This is a genomic window from Aeromonas sp. 600527, from assembly GCF_049175415.1.
Taxonomy (GTDB): Bacteria; Pseudomonadota; Gammaproteobacteria; order Enterobacterales; family Aeromonadaceae; genus Aeromonas; species Aeromonas veronii_A.
On sequence record NZ_JAAKVA010000014.1, the window covers coordinates 63,863 to 87,441 of the forward strand.

The following is a 23,579-nucleotide window of genomic DNA, read 5'->3' on the forward strand; positions in this document are numbered from 1 at the left end:
AATGTGAGTTAATAATCTGCATTATTACTCTATTATAAAAACATATAAATAGCAGTTTCACTTTGTATTTTAATAATGCCATTTATATCAGATGGAAACCCATTGTAACTCAATGTAACGGCGTGATTTTTATTTATTACAGTCTACCGATTAAAAAGGCCTCCAACAAGGGAGGCCTCAATAAATATATCTGACCAGCAAAGGGGTGTATTATTCTATTTTTGCGAGCGCTTGACCGCATCAATAAACACGCTTTTTGCCTTAGTTGAACCAGCCCGCTCGGCCTCGTTCACCAGCTTCATCGCCTTGTCGATATCCCCCGCCTTGACCGCTTTTTCGATCTGGCTCTGGTAGAAGGCTTCTGTTTCACTCAGCATGGCAGGAGCAGGTTTGGCTGCGACCGCAGCTGTTGCAGTTGTGGTAACGGCTGCAGTCGTCGCTATCGCGGCAACCTGCTGACCCTGGCTCATGGCCACCTTGTCGGCATATTCGGGTTTGAATACCGCTTCAAGGCCACTCCCACGGGCCATATCTTTGACTTTGATCTGCACCAAACCCCAAGGAGAGTGCGGGATCACAGGATCCTTGATATCAGGCTCAACGGTACCATTAGCACGGGCAAACGCTTTTGATGGATGCAGGATTGTTGTGCTGCCAGAGAGTTGGTCCGCAGGCGCATAGACGATCATGTATGTTTCGCTGGCCGGGTTGCCAGGCATGCTGCGGTCAACAAAGAGACGCCCTTCGATACGGTCGTTATCGAGCAGGTGAGCAGGCTGATAACTGAATACTGACTCACCCAGTACACGGGTCACCTTGAACTCGGCATCCAGCATAATGACCTTGGGCACCATCACGGTTTTGCTCACCTGTGATGCCAGGCTGATCGCCAGATTGCCGGTGTTGGTCGGCAGGCGATAAGCCGCAAAGTAACTCATTCCCTCATCAAACTGAAAAGTGGGTTGCTTGCCATCGATGGCAAGCAAGGTCTCACCTTCAGGCAAGGGGGCATAACTGAAATCTTTAAACGCCACACAGCAGCTTGAGGCTTTGGCCAACGCTTGCTTGGCTTGATCTGCATCGCTCAAGATCGAGCCATGTTCTTGCAGGGGAACAACCATGTTTCCGGCACAACCGGTTAATAGCGCAGTGATTACGGCTGCAATAGACATCTTTACCCGTTTCATTTTTCTGATCTCCATAATCCGGTGGCCGTGATCCGGCGAAACAAAACTGCCCCCATAAGGGGGCAGTCACTAACTTAACTTAAACTTTTGCTTACCACCAAGCTTCCGCTTGAACACCGAACTGGTAGGTGTCTTTGGAGGTATTGCCTTCGAAGACTTTCTTGTCTTCGTCGTTAGCCAGGTAGGAGGCGAACACACGAATTTCCGGACGGGCCCAGAAGCTGGAGCCAGCAGACCAGGCTTGAGCCAGAGTCAGCTTGTAGCCAGCATCTTTGTCTTCGCTGCCATTGGTAGACTTGTTGTTGTCCTTGAAGTAACCGCCTTCAAAGATGGTCTTGTTGAAGTCATCCCACTTGTACATCGGACGGATAACAGCAGACATAGTTTCATACTTGTCGTTGCCATCCCACATTTCGTTGCCTACACCGTAGACCAGCTGGTGACCCATCTCCCAGGAGTTGCCCATCGGCACCACACCCCAGTTGATGATACGGAAACCATCGGCACCGTCTTTCGCTTCAGCACCGTACCAGGAACCATCACCGTAGAAAGCCATGGTCTTGGAGTAACCTTCAGTACCGTATTGCAGCACGGTTTTGTTGAAACCGCCGAGGATGCCTGCGGTCAGTTCAGCAGTGAGCATCACGCCGTCTTGCGGATTCTTTTTCAGTGCTTTCTGATCGTTGGTCTCATTGACCAGAGCGTAATCCACGCCCAGCTCCAGGGACGCGTCGGTCCACAGCGGAATGCCGGCATAACGCAGATCCAGAGTATTGACGTTCAGATCTTCATTCTTCTGATAGGTCGGGTTACCGTTGGCATCCACACCGGTTTGGGTGTACTGGCCAAACACATCAGCAGCGCTGCGATCGTTACGTACCCATGCGAAAGAAACTTTACCCGGACCAGCCTGGATGCCTTCGATACCAGCACCAGCACCGGAGATGTTCCAGTAGTAGAAGTCGGAGATGTGGATGTCATGGCGTTGATAGTAACGCTTACCAGCCCACAAGGTTGCTTCAGGAGCAAAGTTCAGCAAACCTTTGGCTTGTACGTTGAACTGACGCAGAGCGAAGTCGGAATCACCATTGCACTGCTTGGCATCGAAGTTACAAACAGTACCGGTACCTTCCCAGTCATTTGAACCGTTGGAAGCCATGGCAAACATGGAATCAACATAGAAAGTCTTGCCATCTTTGTTGAACACTTCCTGACCCAGTTGCACTTCACCGTAGGTATCATTTTCGTTACCCAGACGGCCAACTTTATTGACGTTGTATTTAACCATGTCGCCGTCGCCGGAAACACCGACACCGGAACGGAAGTAACCGTGGAAATCTACGGCAAAGGCGGCTTGGGAAGCCAGGGCGGCAGTAACAGCTGCTGCAATCGGGAGCCACTTCATTTTCATTGTCATATTCCTTATTTCCCGCAGTGAGGAGTGTGATCCTGAATATTCAACGTTTTATCACCACGTAATCCTGTTGGTGATAATCGAGGTTGATTATAGGGAGCGTATTTCGCGACAAATATGAAGCGACTCACAAAATGGCGACAAATCGCTCGGCGAGCTATCGCGGCGACAATGACAAGTAAAGAAACGCCAAAACAGGAAATAAAAAACCAATAAATGAAGAAAACCAGCAATGTGAACCAACCTGAAAGCGTTATCATTGATTAATTTGCGATAGAACCAAAGTCATTATTTTACGATCGGATGACAAAAACATGACTGAGATCGCTTTCAAGATTGAACTTTTATTTGGATGAGGGGTCTGTGGTGCGCTTGAAACCGTTACGATGAGGAAGTGCTAAAAAGGGAGAATACCCCTCAGTTACTATCGACAATAAACATGGGAAATATACTTACTGAATGAGATGGTTTTGTGCCAATAACAATCCCCTGCTGGTTAAGGAACAGGAGATTGACATGGCTCTATTTCAGAGAATATTCAGGGCTGAATATCCCACTTTTTCAACCAGCTGAGTGCCACCTGTTCGGGTTCATCGTGCACGGTCGCATCCAGTTCCAGCGGGGGAATCACTCGCGTGGCCCCCAGCTCTTGCAACAGGCCATCAAGCCGACGGCCTGCTCCGCAGAAGATTTCATAGCTGCTGTCACCCATGGCGATGAGGGCATAACGCAGTCCCTTGAGCCAGGGTGCCTTGTCAGCCAGCTCACTGGCAAAGGGCTGCAGATTGGGAGGAATGTCCCCCTGCCCGGTGGTGGCACTGACCAGCAATAAAAAACGGCCGGGGTCAATGTCCGCCAGCCGTGCTTCTTCGTTCAGAGAACAGTGATGCCCCTTGCGTTCCAGCTCATCTGCCAAGGTCTCGGCCACCAGCATGGCTGCGCCGTAGACAGTTCCTACCACGATATCGATCTGTGCCATTCTCTGCTCCCCGCGTGAGTCACTCTTTTAAGCAACTCTATCAGCAAGCTGGCGTCAGATGCCACCGGTTCAGGGCTGAGGATCAGGCGCTTAGTAGTCGCTCTCGCTGGCGGGCCAGCCCAGCTCGGCAAACAGGCGCAGCACATCCTGACCGAGCGGCGCCTGGATCCGCATCGGCACCTTGAGCACCGGATGGGTAAAGCTCAGGGTGCGGGCCACCAGCAGCAGCCGTTCGCAGCCAAAGTGCTCGCGAAAGAAACGGTTATGGCGCCCATCCCCGTGGGTGGTATCCCCGACAATGGGGTGGAACAGGTGATCCATATGGCGGCGCAGCTGATGCTTGCGGCCGGTCTTCGGGAACAATCTGACCAGGCTGTAACGACTGGTGGGGTGCTTCTTGGAGACTGCGTGGGGCAGCTCGACCTGATGCAGGCGACGGAAGGTGGTGACGGCATCCTGCGCCGGGCGATCCGGGTTGCTCATGGCATCGGCAATCTTGTCCAGCTGCTCCTTGAGTGGATAGTCGATCACCCCCTGCTCGGGCGCCCAGCCACGCACCAGTGCCAGGTACTCCTTGTGCACCTGACGTTGGGTAAAGGCTTCGGTCAGTGCGCGGGCAATCACCGGATCGAGCGCAAACAGCAGCACGCCGGAGGTGGGCCGGTCGAGGCGATGCACCGGATAGACGTGGCGACCACCGATGAGATCCCGGGTCATCTGCATGGCAAAGCGGGTCTCGCCCTTGTCGAGCCAGCTGCGATGCACCAGCAGACCGGAAGGCTTGTTGACCGCTACCAGCCACTCATCCTGATAGAGCAGGGTAAGCTTCAGGTCACTCTCTTCTCGGGTTTGCACTGGCATCATTGTTCGATCACTTTGCCGGAGAGCAGCAGATCGAAGCGGGCGATCAGGCGCAGCAGTGCTTCTGCCTCGGCCAGATCTTCTTTATAGACTTCGCTGGCCATGGGATAGAGGGAGACACTGGTGGGCAGCGGCGCCTGCAACATCACCAGCTGCTCCATGCGCGGGATCAGCACGAACTGCAGCCACTGATCAAAGCTCAGGGTATCGACACAAAAAGGCAGGGTGCTTGCCAGGGCTTCGTCACCGGGATGGTCAGCTTGCCAGCGCTCAAGGCGCTGCAACTCGGCGGTGAGTTCCCCCAACAGGCCAGCTACCAGCAAATATTGATTCATCTCGCTATCTTCCTCATAACCACAGATTGATTTACCGACCCGACAGGATCAGTCAGGATGCAGATACATTCAGTCGCGTAGCACAGGCGGTTCAGCCACTTCATCGACATACACGGCAGCCAGTGCGGCCTGCTGCCGTTAAAAAAGGGCGATACTATACACCTCCGCCCGCATGCCTGCCATGTTGATATCTGCCGCAACGCGTGTCTGCTGCCACTGGCTATCCTCGGCAAGGGCCTTATAATCGGCCCGCATCACCATTAGCCGGATCTCACCATGTCTGCGACACCTACTGCCATCAATACCTTGACCGAATTTCTGACTCAGGCTGGCACCCAGTTCCAGCTATTTGACATGGGCCGCCAGGTGCGCCCACTGGCAAGCGATACCTTTGTCCGCATCGAGCAGCAGCAGGAGCCCTACCCCTGGCCGCTGCAACAGCATGCCTGGCTCGGTGTGCACTTCTTCCAGCCGAGCGAGTCTCGCCACTACCTCTGGTTCCTCAAATTCGCCCTCGATGAGCGCGGCCTGCTGATGTCAAACGGCCCCAAGCTGTTCATGGATCAGGTGGTAGAGACCCTGGGCTACAAGCTCACCGGCGATCTGGACGAGGAAAAAGCCCAGCGCTTGGCCGACAATCCCTACACCTTCCGTCCGGCGGAGGCCAAGATGGCCAGTCTGCACGCCAAGCTGGCGCGCCAGCTGGAACAGGCCCCTTCTGCCTATTACGATGCCCTCTGCCACTATCTGGCCGCCCCCAACGACACCGGTTGGCAGACACTGGGTCTGCAGGGCTTTGCCGATCTGGCCGAGCGACTGCATGATGAGCGTAATCTGGCGCTGATCTGCAAGGCGCTGCCCAAACTGCCGCAAGAGCCGCTCTACGCCCTCTGCCAGAGCCTTGAAAACGCCCCGCTGCCGCCGGCAGTACAAGGCGCCCTGCTCGAGCGGATCGGCAAGGAGCAGGAGTGCGCCGCCCCCAACCCGGAGACCCTGGCCTACCTCTGCCGCGCCATGGCCTCCTGCCCCGGCAGCACCTTGCGCACCAACAAGCTGCTGACCCTGCTGCAAACCCAGCCAAGCCCGGCGCTGCTGCTCGCCATTGCCGGTCGGCTCTGGCCAGATCTGAAAGATGCCAATCTGCTCAGCCACTATCTGGAACAGCTGGCGCTACAACCGACCCAGTTCTTCAATCAGGTTTTTGCCGAGTTGGTCACTTTACCGGCCCTGCGCAATGATATGCTGGCCAGACTGCGCGACCCCGACCGCAGCGAGGCGCTGGGCAAGGCTATCGGCCGTCTGTTTGCCTCGGCCTGATCCCTCGCCTCACGCCACGAGGCAACACAGCGGGAAATAGAAAAGAAGATCGGGAGTGCCGAGCAGGACTCCCGGTTATCGACCTCACGATAAGGAAGCCCGCCTATGGGAGAGATGCTCGGAATTTTGTTGCTGATTGCCGTAGCCGGCCTGTTCTGGCTGCAACGCCAACAGGCAGAAGTGGCCTGGCAATACATGCGCCGCTACTGCCAGCACCATGATCTGCAACTGCTGTCGCTGGCTCGCCATCGGCGGGAGCTGGCGCGCCATCCCCTGCGGCTGCTGACCCACTATCAATTTGAATTCTCCAGCGATGGCGAGAGCCACTATCAGGGCATCCTCAAGATGCAGGGGCTGCACGTCGTGGGCGTTGATCTGCCACCCCATCGCATCCCCTCTGCCTGATCCCCAATCTCGTCTCTGCGCCCAGAGGCTGTGCCTGTCTATAATCTCAGGGATTAAACAAAGGGAGAGACGAGATGGAACCCCTTATCCACGATCTGCCAGCCCTGTTTGCCCAGCTAGGGATGGCAAATGACGAGCTGAGCCTGCACCGTTTTGTGCACGACCATCACCTCGACAATGAAACCCTGTTGCCGGAGGCCGGTTTCTGGAACGCCGCCCAAGCCAGCTTTCTGCGCGATGCCCTGTGGAACGACTCCGACTGGTGCGAAGCGATCGACCAGCTCGATGTGATGCTGCGCCAGCCCCGCTAGCCGCCCTCCCCTTTCCTCCCCTGTCGGCTTTGGTTAAGATCCCGCCCCGATATCGATCCCTCCTTCTCACCCAGAGCATGCTTATGTCCGCCCACGAGATCATCCGAATTGCCAACGAGCTGGCCGCCAAGGGCCTGACGCCCACTACCGCCATGATCAAGGCCCGCCTCACCCAGCCTGTGCCGATGGCCGAGCTGCTGAAAGTGCTGAGCCAGTGGAAGCAGCAGCCCGTCGCGACCTCCGAGAGCGAGAGCCTGCCCGAAGCGGCACCCCAGCCAGCACCGCCGCTCACCCTGCAGCAACTCGCCGAGCAGCTCGCGCGCATCGAACAGAAGGTGGATCGCCTGACCGATCTGCTCATCCAGCAGGGGCAAAGCTGAACCATGTATATCGTCGAACTCTGCTTTGAGTGTTACCGCGATACCTCCCTTGGCGAAGCCGAGCGGGCCATCGTCAACTACCTCGACATGTTGCGTTATCAGGGTCAGATCCTCGGGCGGGAGTTCCCCACCAGCATGCACGACGGCTATTTCGTCAGTCGGGTGGTCTGCCCGGAGCAGGATAGTTTGCATCCGGACAACCAGAGCGAGCAGGTCAAACTGGCCGAGCATCAGCTCAACCAGGCCGGGCTGCTGGCGCCTAAACTCCAGCTGCAGGGGGCGGACCTGCTCTCCGACAGCACCGACCCTTGCGGCCAGCAGGGCGAGCGGCCGAGCTGGATGCTGCTCTATACCAGCTTCCTGCACACCTGCTCGCCGCTGCGCTGTGGCGACCACTTCGCCCCCATTCCGCTCTACCAACTACCCGCGGTCGCCAACGGCGATCAGAAACAGATCATCAAGTGGCAAGAGGATTGGGAAGCGTGCGATCAGTTGCAGATGAACGGCTCTATCGCCGAACATGCGGCACTGCACGAAATCGGCGAAGTGGGCAGCCGCCTCTACCGGCGCGGCAGCGATCTGGCCAAACGGCTGGAAGTGCTGAGCGGCATCCCCACCTACTACTACCTCTACCGGGTAGGCGGGCTGAGTGCCGCCGACGAGAAAGCGCGCCCCTGCCCAAGCTGTGGCGGTGAGTGGGCGCTGGCAGCGCCGCTGCACGAGATCTTCGACTTCAAGTGCGACAGCTGCCGTCTGGTCTCCAACCTCTCCTGGGATTTCAAGGATTAAGCGCGTTCCCTGTACGCAACCCCATAAAAAAGAGCCTTGCCGCATGGCAAGGCTCTTTTCGTTCCGATGGGTAACCTTGGCTCAAGCAGGTGCTATTGCGGCAACGTCTCCAGCCGCTCCAGAAACGCAGCTAAGGAGGGAGCCAACGGCAGCCGACGGCCGGAATCGAGCCACTCCAGCCACACCTGACCACTCTCGTTATCCAGCGAGATGAGCGTCATCTCGTTGCGGGTGGTGGCAATAAAGATGGAGGGGGTTCGTTTTAGCTTGCGCAGCATCAGCAGGTGACCGATGAGGTTCTCCTTGAGCAGGTCGAGATCCGCCTCGTTCCACGGCAGGATCAGTTCAAGGCGCAGCCCCTTGAAAAGGCAGGGGATGGGGCGGCTGAACCAGTGCCCGAACAGGGCGATAGCGCTGGGATGAATCGTCAGCTCAAGGGCATCGGCCATGGCTGTAAAGTCGGCAGGCTCGGAGCGATGGTGAGGACGCCAGGCAACCCGACCATCGGCGGGCTCCCCAAGCTGGCAGGGGGAACGCCAGTCCGCCTCCCACTCGCACAGGGGCAGGCCTCGTCTGGCCTCGCCATCCCGTTGCCAGCGGGCAAAAAAGTGCTCCAAGGCAGACAAAACTTGATCCGACATCGAAAATCCCCACAATTGCTGGCAAAGTCCGCTATTGCACCACCAAACCCGGTAACAGACAAGGTTGCCAGCCGACCTTGTGACCCGGGAAACAGAACCCGGGATACAGAGAAGCCGACGCCCAAGCCAAACGGCTGCAACCATCCGGTCCTGCAATGGCCCGTTTCATTCCACTCATCATGAACAGATTACGTGAGCAACCCTGTGAGCAAACAAGATAGATACGCCGGGGCCAGCGCCCTGACCGGCCTGAGCCTGGGCCAGCAATCCGATTACATCAGCCAGTACACCCCCTCCCTGCTGCAGCCGGTTCCCCGCAGCCTGAACCGGGATGATCTCCAGCTGAGCGATGACCTGCCCTTTAGCGGTTGCGATGTCTGGACCCTCTATGAGCTCTCCTGGCTCAATGCCAAAGGCAAGCCGATGGTGGCGGTGGGTGAAGTGACCATTCCGGCCACCAGTGCAAATCTGATCGAATCCAAATCCTTCAAGCTCTACCTCAACTCCTTCAACCAGACCCGTTGCGACTCTATCGAGGCAGTCGCCGCCATGCTGACCAAGGATCTGAGTGCCTATGCGGGCGAGACCGTCAAGGTCACCCTGTTCCCACTCGACAAGGCGCCGCACCAGATTGCCCTGCTGCCTGGCGAGTGCATCGATGAGCAGGATATCGAGGTAGACCATTACGAGTTTGATGCATCCCTGCTGCAAGGGGCAGCCGGTAACGAGCAGGTAGAGGAGACCCTGCACAGCCACCTGCTCAAATCCAACTGTCTGGTGACCAGCCAGCCGGATTGGGGATCCGTAGTGATCCGCTACAAGGGGGCGAAACTCGATCGGGAGAAGCTGCTGCGCTACCTCATCTCGTTCCGCCAGCACAACGAGTTCCACGAGCAGTGCATCGAGCGGATCTTTATCGACCTCAAACACTACTGCCAGCCCGCGCAGCTGACCGTCTATGCCCGCTATACCCGTCGCGGTGGCCTCGACATCAACCCGTTCCGCTCCGATTTCGAAGCCGTGCCCACCAACCTGCGTCTGATCCGTCAATAAGAGCAGAGGTTGATAAAGGGCTGCCCGGTATCACACCCGAGCACCCTGCTATATCAACCCTGCTGGCACCTTGATGCACCTGGCTACAAAGGAGCCTTAGTACACCATCAGTAAACGCTGGACTCGCAGGGGTGGGCTTGGATAACATGCCAACACCTCTGCGCCGTCCTTAATCCAATGAATCAACTGTTTTTTCTGGCTATGATGATGTCTTCTCTGTCCGCTCCAAATCTGGATCTGGACAAGGAGCAACTATCCCTGGATCTGCAACAGGCCCAATCACTGGTGCTGACCGACCCTGCCAGATGTGTTCAGATCACCTCCGCCTTTCTGACGCGTGCGGCCAATAATCCCCAGCAAATCATCAGTAATCGTCAGGAGTTCGGCTATCGCGAGCCTCTGCTCAGCTACAGCACCGTTTCGCAAACCATCGGAGCACACCTGCTTGAAGGGGAGTGCCGAATCCAGCTTGGCCAATATCAAGCTACCCAGCAAACCCTCGACAAGGCGATGGAGCTGGCGGAGAGAGAACGCCAACCCGAACTCAAGGCCCACGCCCTCTATCTCAAAATCCGTAGCCAGGGGCTAAGGCAAGATGGCCAGAACAACAGCCGTATCCTGCTGGAACAATTGGACGAACAGCTGGCCCGTCCCGACCTCAAACAGAGCCAGTTACAGATCTATAGCCGCCTGCAACGCACCAGCTACGAGATTGAAAATCAGCATCTTGAAGACGCCAAGACCCATCTGGCGGATGCAAGGATCTGGGCTGCCAAAGCCGCCAATCCTCTTGCCAGCGCCTGGGTCAGCGCCATCAGCGGCGACCTTTATCGTGTGCTGCAACAACCCCAGCTGGCACTGGGTGAATATATCGATGCCCAGCAGCAGGCCAAGAATCTCAACGACCCGCTCTTTCTCGGCTTGCTCTCCAACCAGATAGTCAAACTCTATCAGCAAGAGCAGGAGCCCCAGAAAGCGCTGCAATATGCCAATGAAGCGGCCAACTATTTTCACTCCATCGGCAATCCGTCACTGCTATGCGACTCACTTATCGTGCTGGCCCGACTCAACCGTGATCAGGGCGACCTCAATATGGCGCTGGTCTACTTCTTCAATGCGCTGGATTTGCTCGATGAGGGAAGCAGTCGGCCGCAGGCCTCTCTGCTCAAGTACGAGATTGGCAAAACCTATCTGCAAAGCGGTAACCTCTCGCTGGCCGGCAACTACCTCAATGCAGCCCGGCAGTCCCACGAGTTGGGCGATGCCAAAGAGCCGCTGATCGATACCCTGCTGTTGCTCGGCGAGCTCTATCTGAAGAAGCAGGAGGCGGCCATCGCCATCCTGCAGCTGGAAAATGCCCGGGCACTGGCCAATCAGGTAGGCGACTCTCGCCGCCAGTACGAAGTATTCCGTCTGTTGTCACTTGCGTATGAGCAGAAGGGATACCTGCACCAGGCCCTCGACAGCTACAAGCGCTTCCATCGTTTGGGAGAAGAGGTTCGCCAGCAGGAAATTGATCAGGAGCAGGCTGCGATCCGCGACAACTATGTCCAGGTTGAACGGGTACAACACATCAAGGAGCTGGAGCAGCAGCTTAACAACAGCCAGCACCAGCAGGAGCGCTATCTCTGGTCGAGCATTACCACCAGCCTGCTGCTGGCGCTCTTCATCTATCTCTTCTTCACCCTCTGGCTCAAATTGCGTACCGCCCGTCTGCAACTGAAACGCACTGGCGAGGCCCTGCTGATCGAACCCCGTTCCGGACTTGCCAACTGGCAGCGGCTGATGAATCGCTGGCCACGAGAGATGGCAAAACGCCAGCTGAAATCGGAGCGCTGGTATCTGAGCGAAGAGCACAGCGAATTCGATGACAAGCTGCACTACCTGTTGTTCAGGGTGCCCTTTATGGTCAACACCCTCGAGCGCCACGGCTATCAGGTCAGCCGTGAAATCGAGCAGGCGTTCGGCATCTATATGGATACCCTGACCCCGCAAGATGGCCGTATCTATGACTTGCGGGAAGGGCACATGCTCTACGTTGTGCCGCAGCGCCACGTGACAAACCTGCATCAACTTGCGGGAGACCTGCTAACCGCCGTCGCCGCCTTCCCTTGCCAATACGCACTGGATCGCCAGATAAGCCTGGGGATTGTCAGCCATCCCTTCCTGCCCAAGGCGGCGACCGCACTCGATCACAATGGCCTGTTTGACCTCTGCTATCTCGCCCTGTCGGGAGCCATTCAGCTCAGTGAAAAATACCGGCAAAACGCCTGGCTGGAGCTCGCCGCCATCGATTGCCAGCAGGCTGCATTTTTTAATGGGGATGTGTGGCAATGCGGCTTGATGGCAATTGACAAGGGGCTGGTAAAAGTCAATTCTTCTCATGAAAAGCAATGGGTTAACTGGCCCAGCCTCGCAAGGATGCAAGCGGCTGAAGGCCAGCCGGCAAATAGATGACAGACGACGCTCAACCTCGGGTTCGGCCACTGTTGCTATCCAACACCAAAAACAATAATGACAACAGGGCGACCTGATAATGAATGACATCGCTGCCGTAGCAGGACAATTGGCCAGGCTCAGGGAATCCCTCCAGCAAAAACAGCTGGAGCTCGACGGCGTTCTCTCCTTTTCCGACGCAGAACGAGCTCGTGGCATCCAGTTTATCAACAAGCTGATGCTCTCTTGCCGCGGCTTCGATCGCGAGCTGGATAATCGCTTCGCCAAACTCAAGCAGAGACTGGATAGCAATCCCGCATTCACCTCTCTGGATACAGAGCTACTTGCCATCGAGAAGTTGCTGCAGCAACACAGCAATGCACTGGAAGAGTCGCTCACCCTGACCCAGGCAGCCATTGATCTCGGCTCAAAACAGCTAAAAACCATCAAGGGCTTCCCGGAAGAGACCCGAAAATCCCTCAAGGAATTTCTGAAAAGCCCCGCCGGCTATGGTATTGCAGATCATCAAAAGAAGGTGATTCGCCTGCTTGAATTCTATCAGCAGGCAATCAAGATCCAGCTGCTGCCAAGCCAGCCACTGTCAGGATCTTCAGCTCCCCAACAAGAGAGCGAGCCCGGTTGTGACCCTCAACCTGATGCTGAAACGTTTGATCTCAAAGATCATGCGCGTATCGCAGACGAACTGCAGCGGCTCATCACCGAACTTGATTTCGCCGGCTCAATTGGCGAGAGCCTCGGGGATATCCGCCGTCAACTGCTAATCGGCATCAATCCTGCCATGCTGGCAGAGACCTGTATGCAGGTCATCGAACTTATCATCGAGGGCACCCGCGAGGAGCGCAAAGCCTCACGCGCCTTTCTCAGCTCCCTCAACGAGAGCCTGTCAGCAGTGCATGTCGGCTTTACCGAATCCCTCGACGAAGGGCGTGCACTACAGAATGAAACCCGTGAAACTCGCGAAGCTCTGGTCTGCGAACTGCAGGCCATCGACCACTCGCTGGCCAGTCATAACTCCATCGATGCGCTCAAGCGTGCCATCTCCGGCCATATGGGTGCCATCAATCTGCTGCTGCAAGAACGGGAAAGTACCGCTGCACGGGAACGCCACCTGCTCACCCGTCTCTCCACCATGGAGTCCAAACTGAGGTTGATGAAGGATGAGACCGCCGAATACAAGAAGCGCCTTACCATTCAAAAGCACAAGCTGTTCCTCGACAGCCTGACCCAGGTACACAACCGGGCCGCCCTCGACGAGCGTCTGGAGCAGGAGTACAAACGCTGGCTGCGCTACCGAACCCCGCTCTGTATGGCGATCATCGATATCGATCACTTCAAGAACATCAATGACAACTATGGCCACATGGCCGGTGACAAGGCGTTGAAGGTCGTCGCCAAGGCGCTGCAGAGTGCACTACGTGACACCGACTTCATCGCCCGTTTCGGCGGTGAAGAGTTCGTGGTATTGCTGCCCAATATCAACCCTGACAAGTTCCAGAAGCCGCTGGAGACCCTGCGCCAGACCATCAAGAGCATCCCGTTCCGTTTTCGCGATGCCAAGGTGGAGATCACCATCTCCATCGGCGCTACCCTCTTCAAGGATGGTGACAACCCCTCCGATGTGTTCGAACGGGCCGACAAGGCGCTCTACCACTCCAAAAACGCAGGTCGGGATCAAGTGACACTGGCCTGAGTGGTGGCTAAAAAAACAGCGAACAGTCGTCTCCCTATTTCCCTCCCCCCTCTGTTACCACTACTATCGAACTCAGGGGATGCAACATAGCATCCCTTTTCTCCCCAGGGAAAAAACACAACGATAACAAGTGAGTAAAGGGGAACCTATGATTACGCACATCAATCCCGTTGGCAGCATGGATTTGCTGTCACAGCTTGAGGTGGATCGCCTCAAGCAGACTGCCTCCAGCGATATCTATCAACTGTTTCGCAACTGCTCGCTGGCAGTGCTCAATTCCGGTAGCCATACCGACAGCTCCAAGGAAATCCTGGAGCGCTTCAAATCGTTCGATATTCATGTGATCCGGCGCGAGCGCGGGGTCAAGCTGGAACTGTTCAATGCCCCCGAGCACGCCTTTGTCGATGGCGAGATCATTCGCGGCATTCAGGAGCACCTCTTCTCGGTGCTGCGCGACATTCTCTATGTTTCCAATCAGCTCGAATCCAACCGCCAGGTCAATCTGACCAACTCCACCCATATCTCCAATGTGGTGTTCGCCATCCTGCGCAACGCCAAGGTGATTCTGCCAGGCGCCGATCCCAACCTGATCGTCTGCTGGGGTGGCCATTCGATCAACGAGATCGAGTACCAGTACACCCGCGCCGTGGGCAGTGAACTGGGCTTGCGTGAGCTGAACATCTGTACCGGCTGTGGCCCTGGCGCCATGGAGGGCCCGATGAAAGGGGCCGCCGTCGGCCATGCCAAACAGCGGGTGCGCAACGGGCGCTACATCGGCCTGACCGAGCCCTCCATTATCGCGGCCGAACCGCCCAACCCCATCGTCAACGAGCTGGTGATCCTGCCGGATATCGAGAAGCGACTTGAAGCCTTCGTGCGCCTCGGCCACGGCATCATCATCTTCCCGGGCGGGGTCGGCACCGCCGAAGAGCTGCTCTATCTGCTCGGCATCATGATGCATCCGGCCAACGAGCGGCAGCCGATGCCCATCATCCTGACCGGCCCGAAAGAGAGTGCCGACTACTTCCGTGCCATCGACGACTTCATCAAGGCGACCCTCGGTGAACCGGCGACCAGGCTCTACCGGATCATTGTCGGCGATGCACCGGAAGTGGCTCGAGTGATGAAGGAGGCGATGCCGAAAATCCGCGAATACCGCAAATCGGTCGGTGATGCCTACTCCTTCAACTGGTCCCTCAAGATTGAGCCGGAGTTCCAGCTCCCCTTCGAACCGGATCACGCCAGCATGGCCAGTCTGGATCTGCACCGCAACCAGCCGCCCCAGTTGCTGGCCGCCAACCTGCGTCGTGCCTTCTCCGGCATCGTCGCCGGCAACGTCAAGGAAGGGGGCATTCGCGCCATCGAGAAGAAGGGCCCCTTCAAGCTGCACGGCGACAAGGAGCTGATGCACCTGATGGACAAACTGCTGGAGAGCTTCGTCAAGCAGCAGCGGATGAAGCTGCCGGGCAGCCAGTATGTGCCCTGCTACGAAATCGTCCGCTAGGGTACAGATACATCATCGACAGAGGGGCGCAGCGGCGCCCCTCTTTATTGGCGCTATGCCTTCCCGACCGCCATCAATCCCCCATAAGGCGAGCGGTTTGTTACAATGGGGCGTCCCGACCGCCAAGAGTGCCCCATGTCAACTATCCGGCCACACCTGCTTATCATCGATGCCCTCAATCTCATTCGCCGTCTGCACGCGGTACAGGCCCAACAGGCACTGACCCCTGCCCAGGCGCTGGTTGCAACCCGCGCCAACCTTATCAATACCTGCCGCAAGCTGCTGGCCAATAGCGAGCCAACCCATGTCATTGCCGTGTTTGATGGCGAGGTGCATAGCTGGCGCAAAGAGGTCTATCCGGCCTACAAGGAGGGGCGAACTCCCATGCCCCCCGAACTGCGTGAAGGGCTGGCGACCCTGCAGGATGCCTTCTGGGAGTGCGGTGTCGATGCACTGCTCTCCGAGACCGATGAAGCGGATGACCTTATCGCCACCCTCGCCAGTGGCATCGCCAGCCATGGCCATCAGGCGACCATCATCTCCACCGACAAGGGCTTCTGCCAACTGATCTGCCAGCAGATCCGGGTGCGCGACTACTTCAACAAGCGCTGGCTGGATGCGGCCTTCGTCCAGCAGCAATATGGGGTAACCCCTGCTCAGCTGGTCGACTTCTGGGCCCTGACCGGTATCAGCGGTTCCAATATCAAGGGGGTTTCGGGGATTGGCCCCAAGACCGCCACCCAGCTGTTGCAGCAATATGGCAATCTGGCAGCCATGCTCGAGGCCTGCCAGCAAGAGGACGCCGCCAAGCCACTGATCAAGCTGCGCCAACATCAGGATGAGGCCCTGCTGGCCCAGCGGCTGGTGCGCTTGCAGCGGGATATTCCACTAGGATTCAACCTGCGGGACATCCGCTACCCGCCCCAGCCGGACTAAATGGCCGAACAAAAATGCAGACAAGGGCGTGAACCATGACGAGACTCACCCTCGCTGTTGATAAAAGTGAGTAGAATGTAAAGGAATGTGGTTGGTTTGCTGAGTAAATGCTATAAAGCAGCCCCATCCTCCCCTATACCCTGGAAGTGGAACCCTCTCATGTCCAAAAGAAAAATTACCGTGATCCCCGGCGACGGCATCGGCCCCAGCATCATTGAATCAGCCATCCAGATCCTGACCCATGCGGGCTGTGACTTTGAGTACGAATACGCTGATGCGGGTCTGGTTGCCCTCGAGAAGCATGGCGAGCTGCTGCCCCAGGCTACCTTGGATCTGATTGAGAAGAACAAGGTGAGCCTGAAAGGGCCATTGACCACACCGGTCGGCGGCGGTTTTACCTCCATCAACGTCTCCCTGCGCAAGAAATTCAACCTCTACGCCAACGTGCGTCCGGTCATCTCCTTCAAGGGCACCAGAAGCCGTTACGACAACATCGACATCATCACGGTGCGTGAAAACACCGAAGGGATGTACTCGGGTGCAGGCCAGAAGCGCAGTGATGACAACAAGAGTGCCGAGGCGATGAGCATCATCACCCGCGAAGGGGCCGAGCGCATCGTCAAGTTCGCCTTTGAGCTGGCCCGTCAGGAAGGGCGCAAGAAGGTCACCATCATCCACAAGGCCAACATCCTCAAGTCGACCTCCGGCCTGTTCCTCGAAGTGGCCCGTGAAATCGCCAGCCACTACCCGGATATCCAGAGCGAGGAGATGATCGTCGATGCCGCCTGCATGAATCTGGTGATGTATCCGGAGCGTTTCGATGTCATGGTCACCACCAACCTGTTCGGCGATATCCTCTCGGATCTTTGCGCCGGTCTGGTTGGCGGCCTTGGCATGGCGCCCGGCGCCAACATCGGCGATGGCGCGGCCATCTTCGAAGCGGTCCACGGCTCTGCGCCTGACATAGCTGGCAAGAATATCGCCAACCCGACCTCGGTGATCCTCGCCTCCATCCAGATGCTGGAGTACCTCGGCATGCAGGATAAAGCAGAGCGGATACGCGAAGCAGTACGAGCCACCATCGAATCCGGTGATCGGGTCACCCGCGATCTGGGTGGCACGGCTTCCACCAGCGAATTCACCCAGGCCATCATCGATCGTCTGTGAGTTAATTCATTGATTTTAAAAGGGAGTTTCTGCTCCCTTTTTTATATTTCCGAATCCTTTGCCACTCCCCGAACAGCAACTATGTTCAATAGAGAAGAAGAACAGGGAGTGTTTTTCATGAAGGGATACGGGTGCTATCTGGTTTCGGGTCTGATGCTGGTTTGTGGTACTGCCAGTGCTTTCGAGCAGGATCAACAGACCCAAACCGCCAAACTGCCGCAGCAGGAAAAACGGACTGCCACCGAGGTATGGCGTTCAAGCCTGGATACCAACGACCTGCTCAAGGCCCCCAAACCCCTGTCGTTTGGTATTGAAGTCTCCACCGACAACTTTGGTAATCAAAAGATCACCTCCTACCCGCAGCTTAATCTGACCCCGGAAAAGAGCGTCAGTCTGTCGGTCGAACGCTTCAGACCCAAGGTCAAGTTTAAGGCTGGCGGAATGAACACCGCCCTCAGGCTGAGAGGAGACGGGATAAAGATGCAATTCAATCCGGTCGACAAAACCATCCCGCTGCAGATAGAGATCAAGGTGACCGACGACGAATCTTCCCTGCGCCTCGATTACCGTTTCTGATTTTTTGAGCCCTGAATAGCAAAAGACCGGCAGGGTTCCCTGTCGGTCTTGGTTTTTATCGTACGGGCTGAACGGCTACATCACGCCTTGGGCTCGAGTTTGGAGACCCAGTACTTGTTGTAAACATGCACGGTGATCTCTTCTCGATCGTGATAGAGCTGCTTGGCCTGGATCACGAACGCGTTGTCGATCTCCTTGAGCATCTCGCGCAGCACTTCGATATTATGTACCGATTCAGCATAACGCTTCTTCATCGGCAGCTTAAGGTTGAACATCGCCTCCTGGCAGTCGCCCTCACGGAACCAGTCTGCAATCATGTGAACGACCCGCGCCGGTTTATCGACCATGTCGCACACCAGCCAGTAGGTGTTCTTCTTGCTCGGACGCCAGACGAAACCGTCATCCCGGATATGCTTGACCTGACCGGTATCCATCAGGGATTGGGCCATCATGCCGTTGTCGACCGCCGTCACCATCATGCCACGGCGCACCAGCTGATAGGTCCAGCCACCCGGGCAGGCGCCCAGATCCACCGCCTTCATGCCTGAGCAGAGACGCACATCCCACTCTTCCCGCGGCACGAACACGTAAAACGCCTCCTCCAGCTTGAGGCTGGAGCGGCTCGGCGCATCTGCCGGGAAGCGCAGGCGCGGGATCCCCATGTGGAATCCGGAGTTGTTGAACGAGTAGGAGTAACCCAGCAACACGTGATCATTGGCCATGAAGAAGGCGTGGAACACCGGACGGTTCGGCGTCTCCTTCTTGGTCAGGATCTCGTTGCTGCGCAGCGCCTGACGCAGCGGCACGGTGAACTTGCGGCAGAAGGCTGACAGCTCTTTCGCTTCGTTGGTATCCGCGGTTTCGACCCGCAGATCGCCGCAAATGGTGTAGTCACTCACCGCCTCAAGGATCGGGGAGATCCTGTCCGCGACATCCAGATCCTTCAGCTCATGGGTGACCACCAGCATCTGGCGGATGAAGATGAGCTCCCGGAATGGCAGCTTGCGAGCCAGCAGGTCCGCCTGCTCCTCGTCATACAGTTCGAAGATCACATAACCGCTGTCGTCCTTGACCCGGGCGAAACCGTAGCACTGCATGTTACCGGCACGCTCGGTGATCTCTGCAGCCGCCTCTTTCTCAAAACCGGGGCGGCAATAAAGCAGCAGATTATTCATTTTTTCCTCCAAGACGACAGCCGGCCCAGATCAGGGCCGTCCATCCCAACATAAAACAGAGGCCACCGGCCGGGGTAATCAATCCCAGCCCCTTGCTGCCAAGCAGCACCATGGCGTAAATACTGCCGGAAAATCCGATGATCCCCAGCACAAAAGCGGTGCCAGCCAGGTGGATCACCTTGCTGCACACACCACACCAGCCCAGAACCAGCAGGGCCAATGCGTGAAAAAACTGATATTGCACGGCGGTATTGAACGCCGCCAGACGCTCGGGTGTAATGCCGGTCGCCGCCAATCCATGGGCGCCATAAGCCCCCAGCATGGTGGCCGTCAACCCGAAGAGACCGGCCAGTATCAGCCAATGTCGATGGATCTGCATCCTCACTCTCCCTCTCTCATCGAGGCTGGCAATAAAGCCAACCCTCTCGTGCTATCCGTGCCGGGCCACAAAATGGCTGATGGCCGCCGCTGCATGCTGCATATTATCCTGCTCACTCACGCCACTGGCTTTACGCGGTTTGAAACCATGATCACCATCGGTCAACCAATGGACCGATACGGCGGGTGAGAAGGGGAAATCGGCCAGTTCGGCGCGACTACCGAAGATGTCGCGCTCCCCCTGCAACAGCAGGGTTGGCACTGCAATATGCTTGAGTACCTCGCCTCGCCAGCTGTCGGGCTTGGCCGGAGGGTGGAAAGGATACCCGAGAATGAGCAATCCTGCAGCATTCATCTCACCCTCGCCTTCACGATAGAGTTCCGCCGCCATCCGCCCGCCCATCGACTTGCCCGCCAGAAACAGCCGTGGATGGGCAAACTCACGGATCATGTCGCGCCAATGAGCAAGCAGCACAGGCGCCCTGTCAGGCGGGCGGCGCTTGCCATCCTGTGCTCGCTTGGCCATGTAGGGAAAGTTGAAGCGCACCACTTCGATATCCGGCCCGGCCAGCAGGCGTGACAACTCGGCAAGAAAGGGGTGATCCATCCCCGCGCCTGCCCCGTGGGCCAGCAAAATGCGAACGGGGGCATCAACAGCCCCCTCGCGGATCACATCAGGCATCGGCGAGCCTTGCCCTGCGGCGGGCCTCTTCCTGCTCCACCAGCTCCAGCATCCAGTCGCGGAAGGCTACGATCTTGCCCTGATCCGACTGTTGCTCCTGGCACACCAGATAGAAGGCATTTTTGCTCACCAGCACCTGCTCGAACGGGCAGATAAGGCGGCCGGCCTCAATCTCGGGTTGTGCCAGCACGCTGTGGCCAAGCGCCACCCCCTGGCCGTGGATCGCTGCCTGGATCACCATGGTTGAGTGGCTGAAGATGGGCCCCTGATTGACGTTGGGTGCATCGATATCGAGCTGGCGGAACCAGGCCTTCCAGTCGCGGCGGGAGGTATCGTGCAGCAGGGTATGAAGAGTCAAATCTTGCGGCGTACGCAGCGGTTTGGGCCCGGTCAGCAGCAAGGGGGAACAGACCGGGATCAGGTATTCGGTATGCAGCTTGTCCGAGCGCAGACCCGGCCAGTTGCCGCGCCCGTAATAGATAGCCACATCCACATCATCGGTAAGCGACCCTTCGTCGAGATCGACCGCCTTGATCCGCACGTCGATATCGGGGTGGCGCTCGCTGAACTTGACCAACCGCGGCACCAGCCACTGGATGGCGAAACTCGGCTGCAAACTGACAGTCAACGCTCCCTTGGCACTGCGGGCCAGCAGCTTGTCGGTCGCCTCTGAGATGGAGGCAAAGATGTCCTTGATATCCAGGAAATAACCCTGCCCCTCTTCGGTCAACAACAAGGAGCGGTTTTTGCGGCGGAACAGCTTGATGCCAAGATACTCCTCCAGCGCCTTGATCTGGTGACTGATGGCAGCCTGAGTCACAAACAACTCTTCTGCTGCGCGGGTAAAGCTTAAGTGACGAGCCGCAGCTTCAAACGCCTTGAGGGCATTGAGCGGGGGTAAACGACGAGACATGACACCAGCCGACGATGAGTTTTTCTAATGGGGCGCATTATAATTTGTCGGTTGCGGGTCGACCAGTGAATAAACATAATTCGCCCAGCAATCAGTCGTCATATGGCTCACATTTTCTACTACGTGTTGGTTTACATGTGTTTTTAGTGAGTCTTTCGACTGTGATTGTGGTGTTGTGTTTCTTCCTCTGCGGGAAGAGGGGCTCAAATCTCACCGGTTTGACCCAGTCTGTCATCTGAATGTGTTTGGCGCCTCCAGCTGGATGGCGCCTTTTTTCATCCCTTCTATACCTTGAACTGCCCCACCAGCTGCTGCTGCTTGTCCGCCAGCGCAGAGAGCTCGCGACCATTTCCGGCGGAGGTCGCCGCCTCGGCCCGGATGGTGTGGCTCACATCGCGAATGTTGCTGACGTTGCGGTTGATCTCATCCGCCACCCGGCTCTGCTCCTGCGCCGCCCGGGCAATCTGCTCGTTCATCTGATGGATGGTGGAGACCGACTGGATAATCTGCTCCAGCACCTGCACCGAGAGATCCACCTTGGCGAGGGTCTCGTCAGCCTGACCATGACCATCGCGGATCGCCTTGACCACGGCGCCGGTACCGGATTGCAGTTGGCTGATCAGGGTCTGGATCTCGACGATGGCATTCTGGGTGCGACCGGCCAGATTACGCACCTCATCGGCCACCACGGCAAAGCCACGACCCTGTTCACCGGCCCGCGCAGCCTCGATGGCCGCATTGAGCGCCAGCAAGTTGGTCTGCTCGGCAATTCCCTGAATCACGGTGAGAATATCGTTGATGTTGTCGCTGTTGGCGGAGAGTCGCTCCACCACCGGCTGGGCATCGTTGATGATGGTCATCAGCTTGCGCATCGCCTCCTGGGTGTCGGCAACGACATATTTGCCCTCTTGCGCCGCGGCATCAGTGGTGTTGGCAGCCGCCACCGCCGAGCCGGCATTACCGGAGACCTGCAACGCCGTGGCGCTCAGCTCTTCAAATGCCGTCGCCACCAGATCGATCTCCTGATACTGGGCCTGCATGCCACTGCTGGTGCGCTCGGCCACTTGCGCGGCTCGCTCGGCACTGTTGCGCGTACCTGAGACGGTATCAATCACCTGACTGATGGTGGATTGCAACTTGTTGAGGAAGCTGTTGAACCACTTGGCCAGCTCGCCGATCTCGTCTTGCCGCTGGATCTCGATGCGCTGGGTCAAATCCCCCTCGCCGCTGGCGATATCCTTGAGACGGGCAACTACAGCGCGGATGGGCGCCACAATCTGGCGCGCCATCAACCAGATAAAGCTCAGGGCCACCAGCGAGATCAGCACTCCAATCGACAACTGCGAGACCACGCTGCGATTGGCCTCACTGGCCAGCTCATCTTGCAGTTGCTGGGCCGAGGCCAGTACTACGGCCCGTGGCAATTCAATATAGATGCCCCATTTACGGTCGGTGCCACGCATGGATACCGGGACAAAGGTCTGCAACAGGGTGCCATCGCTGCTCCAGCGAGTCAGCTCCTGACCCTGACTGAGCCAGCCTTTCAGCTCGCTGGCCAGCCCCTGATACTTCTGATCCAGCCCGCGCCCCATGGTCACATCGAACTCATCGGCTCCCGCCACGCGCCCCTCGTGACTGACCAGCAAGATTCTGCCCTTGCCGTCATAGAGTTCCTTGTCCATGGTACTGACCAGACTCTGCAAAGTGGCCAGCGAGATATCGACCCCGACCATCCCCAGCAAAGTCTCCTGCTCCAGCAGCGGGACCGTCACCGAGGTCATCAATATCTGTTTATCGCCCACATCGTCCAGATAGGGCTCCAGCAGGCAGAGGGCACGGGTGCGAATGCTGCAGCGATACCACTCGTTTTCGATTCCACCAGCCTCGGTCGGGCTCTCATCGGCCAGTACATCCTCATTCTGCACTTCCGGCTCAATCTTGCCGTTGTCATAGGCCCAGTAACTGGAAAAGCGCCCCTTGTCGTTGGAACCCAGCGCCGTTGAGCCCTGATAGTTGCTGTCTTCCCCATCCAGCTGGTCAGGCTCGAACACCGCATAGACACCAAGCAGATTGGTCGATGAGGCAACGGCATCGTGCAGTTGCTGATTGACGGCGCTGCGCAGCGCCTCCGAATGGACAAAGTTCTCAGCCGCATTCTTGCGCTGGAACAACACGCTCTCTGCCAGCAAACTGGCGCGGAAATAGGCCTCATCGAGATAGCTGGTCACCTTGGCCGCCTGCTCCGAGCCCATCGCCTTCATCCAGTTCTCGGCAGACTGCTGCGCCTCGTGCATGGTGGCTTGCCGCACCTGCTGCTGCATCTTGTTCGCGTTGTAAATCGAAGAGGCAACCAGAGCGGCGGCTGTCACCAACAGACAGCAACCGGCGATCAGGGTAATCCGACCCTGGACAGAAAGAGCGCTCATGCC

The 23,579-nt window shown here is 57.2% G+C and carries 23 protein-coding genes; 12 read left to right on the forward strand and 11 right to left on the reverse strand.

What is annotated here, in order from left to right; translation table 11 throughout:
• Positions 1-215: 215 nt before the first annotated feature.
• The 5 genes from G5154_RS16125 to G5154_RS16145 all read right to left on the reverse strand — a co-directional run bounded on the left by G5154_RS16125 (position 216) and on the right by G5154_RS16145 (position 4,776).
• A complete protein-coding gene (locus tag G5154_RS16125) occupies positions 216-1,187 on the reverse strand; it encodes a MalM family protein (RefSeq protein ID WP_216979326.1) in 972 nt (323 codons plus the stop codon).
• A gap of 91 nt (positions 1,188-1,278) precedes the next feature.
• Entirely contained in the window at positions 1,279-2,598 is a 1,320-nt protein-coding gene (locus tag G5154_RS16130; protein ID WP_288728294.1) for a maltoporin, read from the reverse strand.
• A 541-nt stretch (positions 2,599-3,139) separates the two neighbouring features.
• Positions 3,140-3,580: a flavodoxin gene (locus tag G5154_RS16135; RefSeq protein ID WP_421251312.1), complete on the reverse strand. Its 441-nt coding sequence runs from the start codon at positions 3,578-3,580 to the stop codon at positions 3,140-3,142.
• A gap of 90 nt (positions 3,581-3,670) precedes the next feature.
• Entirely contained in the window at positions 3,671-4,444 is a 774-nt protein-coding gene (gene truC, locus G5154_RS16140) for a tRNA pseudouridine(65) synthase TruC (RefSeq protein WP_041234083.1), read from the reverse strand.
• Complete coding sequence (locus tag G5154_RS16145; RefSeq protein ID WP_005338596.1) at positions 4,441-4,776, reverse strand: YqcC family protein; 336 nt, start codon at positions 4,774-4,776, stop codon at positions 4,441-4,443. The genes truC and G5154_RS16145 overlap by 4 nt, the downstream gene beginning before the upstream one ends.
• 276 nt (positions 4,777-5,052) lie before the next feature.
• Between G5154_RS16145 and G5154_RS16150 the strand changes: the two genes are divergently transcribed.
• From G5154_RS16150 to G5154_RS16170, 5 genes are all read left to right on the forward strand, one after another.
• Entirely contained in the window at positions 5,053-6,093 is a 1,041-nt protein-coding gene (locus G5154_RS16150; RefSeq protein ID WP_005343761.1) for a DUF3549 family protein, read from the forward strand.
• A 105-nt stretch (positions 6,094-6,198) separates the two neighbouring features.
• Positions 6,199-6,498: a DUF3301 domain-containing protein gene (locus tag G5154_RS16155; protein WP_337072509.1), complete on the forward strand. Its 300-nt coding sequence runs from the start codon at positions 6,199-6,201 to the stop codon at positions 6,496-6,498.
• Positions 6,499-6,572: 74 nt separating this feature from the next.
• The gene (locus G5154_RS16160) at positions 6,573-6,809 is read left to right on the forward strand and encodes a DUF2789 family protein (RefSeq protein WP_337072508.1); all 237 of its coding nucleotides are present in this window, start codon (positions 6,573-6,575) and stop codon (positions 6,807-6,809) included.
• Positions 6,810-6,892: 83 nt separating this feature from the next.
• Positions 6,893-7,189: a DNA-binding protein gene (locus G5154_RS16165; protein ID WP_216979330.1), complete on the forward strand. Its 297-nt coding sequence runs from the start codon at positions 6,893-6,895 to the stop codon at positions 7,187-7,189.
• A 3-nt stretch (positions 7,190-7,192) separates the two neighbouring features.
• A complete protein-coding gene (locus tag G5154_RS16170; RefSeq protein ID WP_216979331.1) occupies positions 7,193-7,978 on the forward strand; it encodes a Zn-ribbon-containing protein in 786 nt (261 codons plus the stop codon).
• A gap of 92 nt (positions 7,979-8,070) precedes the next feature.
• Here the strand turns inward: G5154_RS16170 and syd are convergent, their stop codons facing one another.
• Entirely contained in the window at positions 8,071-8,619 is a 549-nt protein-coding gene (gene syd, locus G5154_RS16175) for a SecY-interacting protein (protein WP_421251313.1), read from the reverse strand.
• Positions 8,620-8,823: 204 nt separating this feature from the next.
• Between syd and queF the strand changes: the two genes are divergently transcribed.
• The 7 genes from queF to G5154_RS16210 all read left to right on the forward strand — a co-directional run bounded on the left by queF (position 8,824) and on the right by G5154_RS16210 (position 18,002).
• Positions 8,824-9,672 (forward strand): NADPH-dependent 7-cyano-7-deazaguanine reductase QueF, encoded by an 849-nt coding sequence (queF, locus tag G5154_RS16180; protein ID WP_421251314.1) that lies wholly within the window; start codon positions 8,824-8,826, stop codon positions 9,670-9,672.
• A 177-nt stretch (positions 9,673-9,849) separates the two neighbouring features.
• Positions 9,850-12,129, forward strand: a complete 2,280-nt coding sequence (locus G5154_RS16185; protein WP_421251315.1) for a hypothetical protein — start codon at positions 9,850-9,852, stop codon at positions 12,127-12,129.
• A gap of 79 nt (positions 12,130-12,208) precedes the next feature.
• On the forward strand, positions 12,209-13,819 hold the full coding sequence (locus tag G5154_RS16190) for a GGDEF domain-containing protein (RefSeq protein ID WP_005343715.1): 1,611 nt from the start codon (positions 12,209-12,211) through the stop codon (positions 13,817-13,819).
• Positions 13,820-13,967: 148 nt separating this feature from the next.
• Complete coding sequence (ppnN, locus tag G5154_RS16195; protein WP_236279851.1) at positions 13,968-15,323, forward strand: nucleotide 5'-monophosphate nucleosidase PpnN; 1,356 nt, start codon at positions 13,968-13,970, stop codon at positions 15,321-15,323.
• A 135-nt stretch (positions 15,324-15,458) separates the two neighbouring features.
• Positions 15,459-16,259, forward strand: coding sequence for a flap endonuclease Xni (xni, locus tag G5154_RS16200; RefSeq protein ID WP_120414963.1), 801 nt, complete (start codon positions 15,459-15,461; stop codon positions 16,257-16,259).
• Positions 16,260-16,418: 159 nt separating this feature from the next.
• Positions 16,419-17,426, forward strand: a complete 1,008-nt coding sequence (locus tag G5154_RS16205; protein ID WP_005349723.1) for an isocitrate dehydrogenase — start codon at positions 16,419-16,421, stop codon at positions 17,424-17,426.
• 117 nt (positions 17,427-17,543) lie between these two features.
• On the forward strand, positions 17,544-18,002 hold the full coding sequence (locus G5154_RS16210) for a hypothetical protein (protein ID WP_043819010.1): 459 nt from the start codon (positions 17,544-17,546) through the stop codon (positions 18,000-18,002).
• Positions 18,003-18,082: 80 nt separating this feature from the next.
• Here G5154_RS16210 and rlmM read toward each other — a convergent pair whose 3' ends face one another.
• The 5 genes from rlmM to G5154_RS16235 all read right to left on the reverse strand — a co-directional run bounded on the left by rlmM (position 18,083) and on the right by G5154_RS16235 (position 23,576).
• Positions 18,083-19,177, reverse strand: coding sequence for a 23S rRNA (cytidine(2498)-2'-O)-methyltransferase RlmM (gene rlmM / locus G5154_RS16215; RefSeq protein ID WP_005338617.1), 1,095 nt, complete (start codon positions 19,175-19,177; stop codon positions 18,083-18,085).
• On the reverse strand, positions 19,170-19,556 hold the full coding sequence (locus tag G5154_RS16220) for a DUF423 domain-containing protein (protein ID WP_421251316.1): 387 nt from the start codon (positions 19,554-19,556) through the stop codon (positions 19,170-19,172). The genes rlmM and G5154_RS16220 overlap by 8 nt, the downstream gene beginning before the upstream one ends.
• Before the next feature lie 51 nt (positions 19,557-19,607).
• Entirely contained in the window at positions 19,608-20,237 is a 630-nt protein-coding gene (locus tag G5154_RS16225; RefSeq protein ID WP_421251317.1) for an alpha/beta family hydrolase, read from the reverse strand.
• Positions 20,230-21,150 (reverse strand): transcriptional regulator GcvA, encoded by a 921-nt coding sequence (locus G5154_RS16230; protein WP_005338622.1) that lies wholly within the window; start codon positions 21,148-21,150, stop codon positions 20,230-20,232. The genes G5154_RS16225 and G5154_RS16230 overlap by 8 nt, the downstream gene beginning before the upstream one ends.
• Before the next feature lie 284 nt (positions 21,151-21,434).
• Positions 21,435-23,576 (reverse strand): methyl-accepting chemotaxis protein, encoded by a 2,142-nt coding sequence (locus G5154_RS16235; RefSeq protein ID WP_421251318.1) that lies wholly within the window; start codon positions 23,574-23,576, stop codon positions 21,435-21,437.
• Positions 23,577-23,579 lie beyond the last annotated feature (3 nt).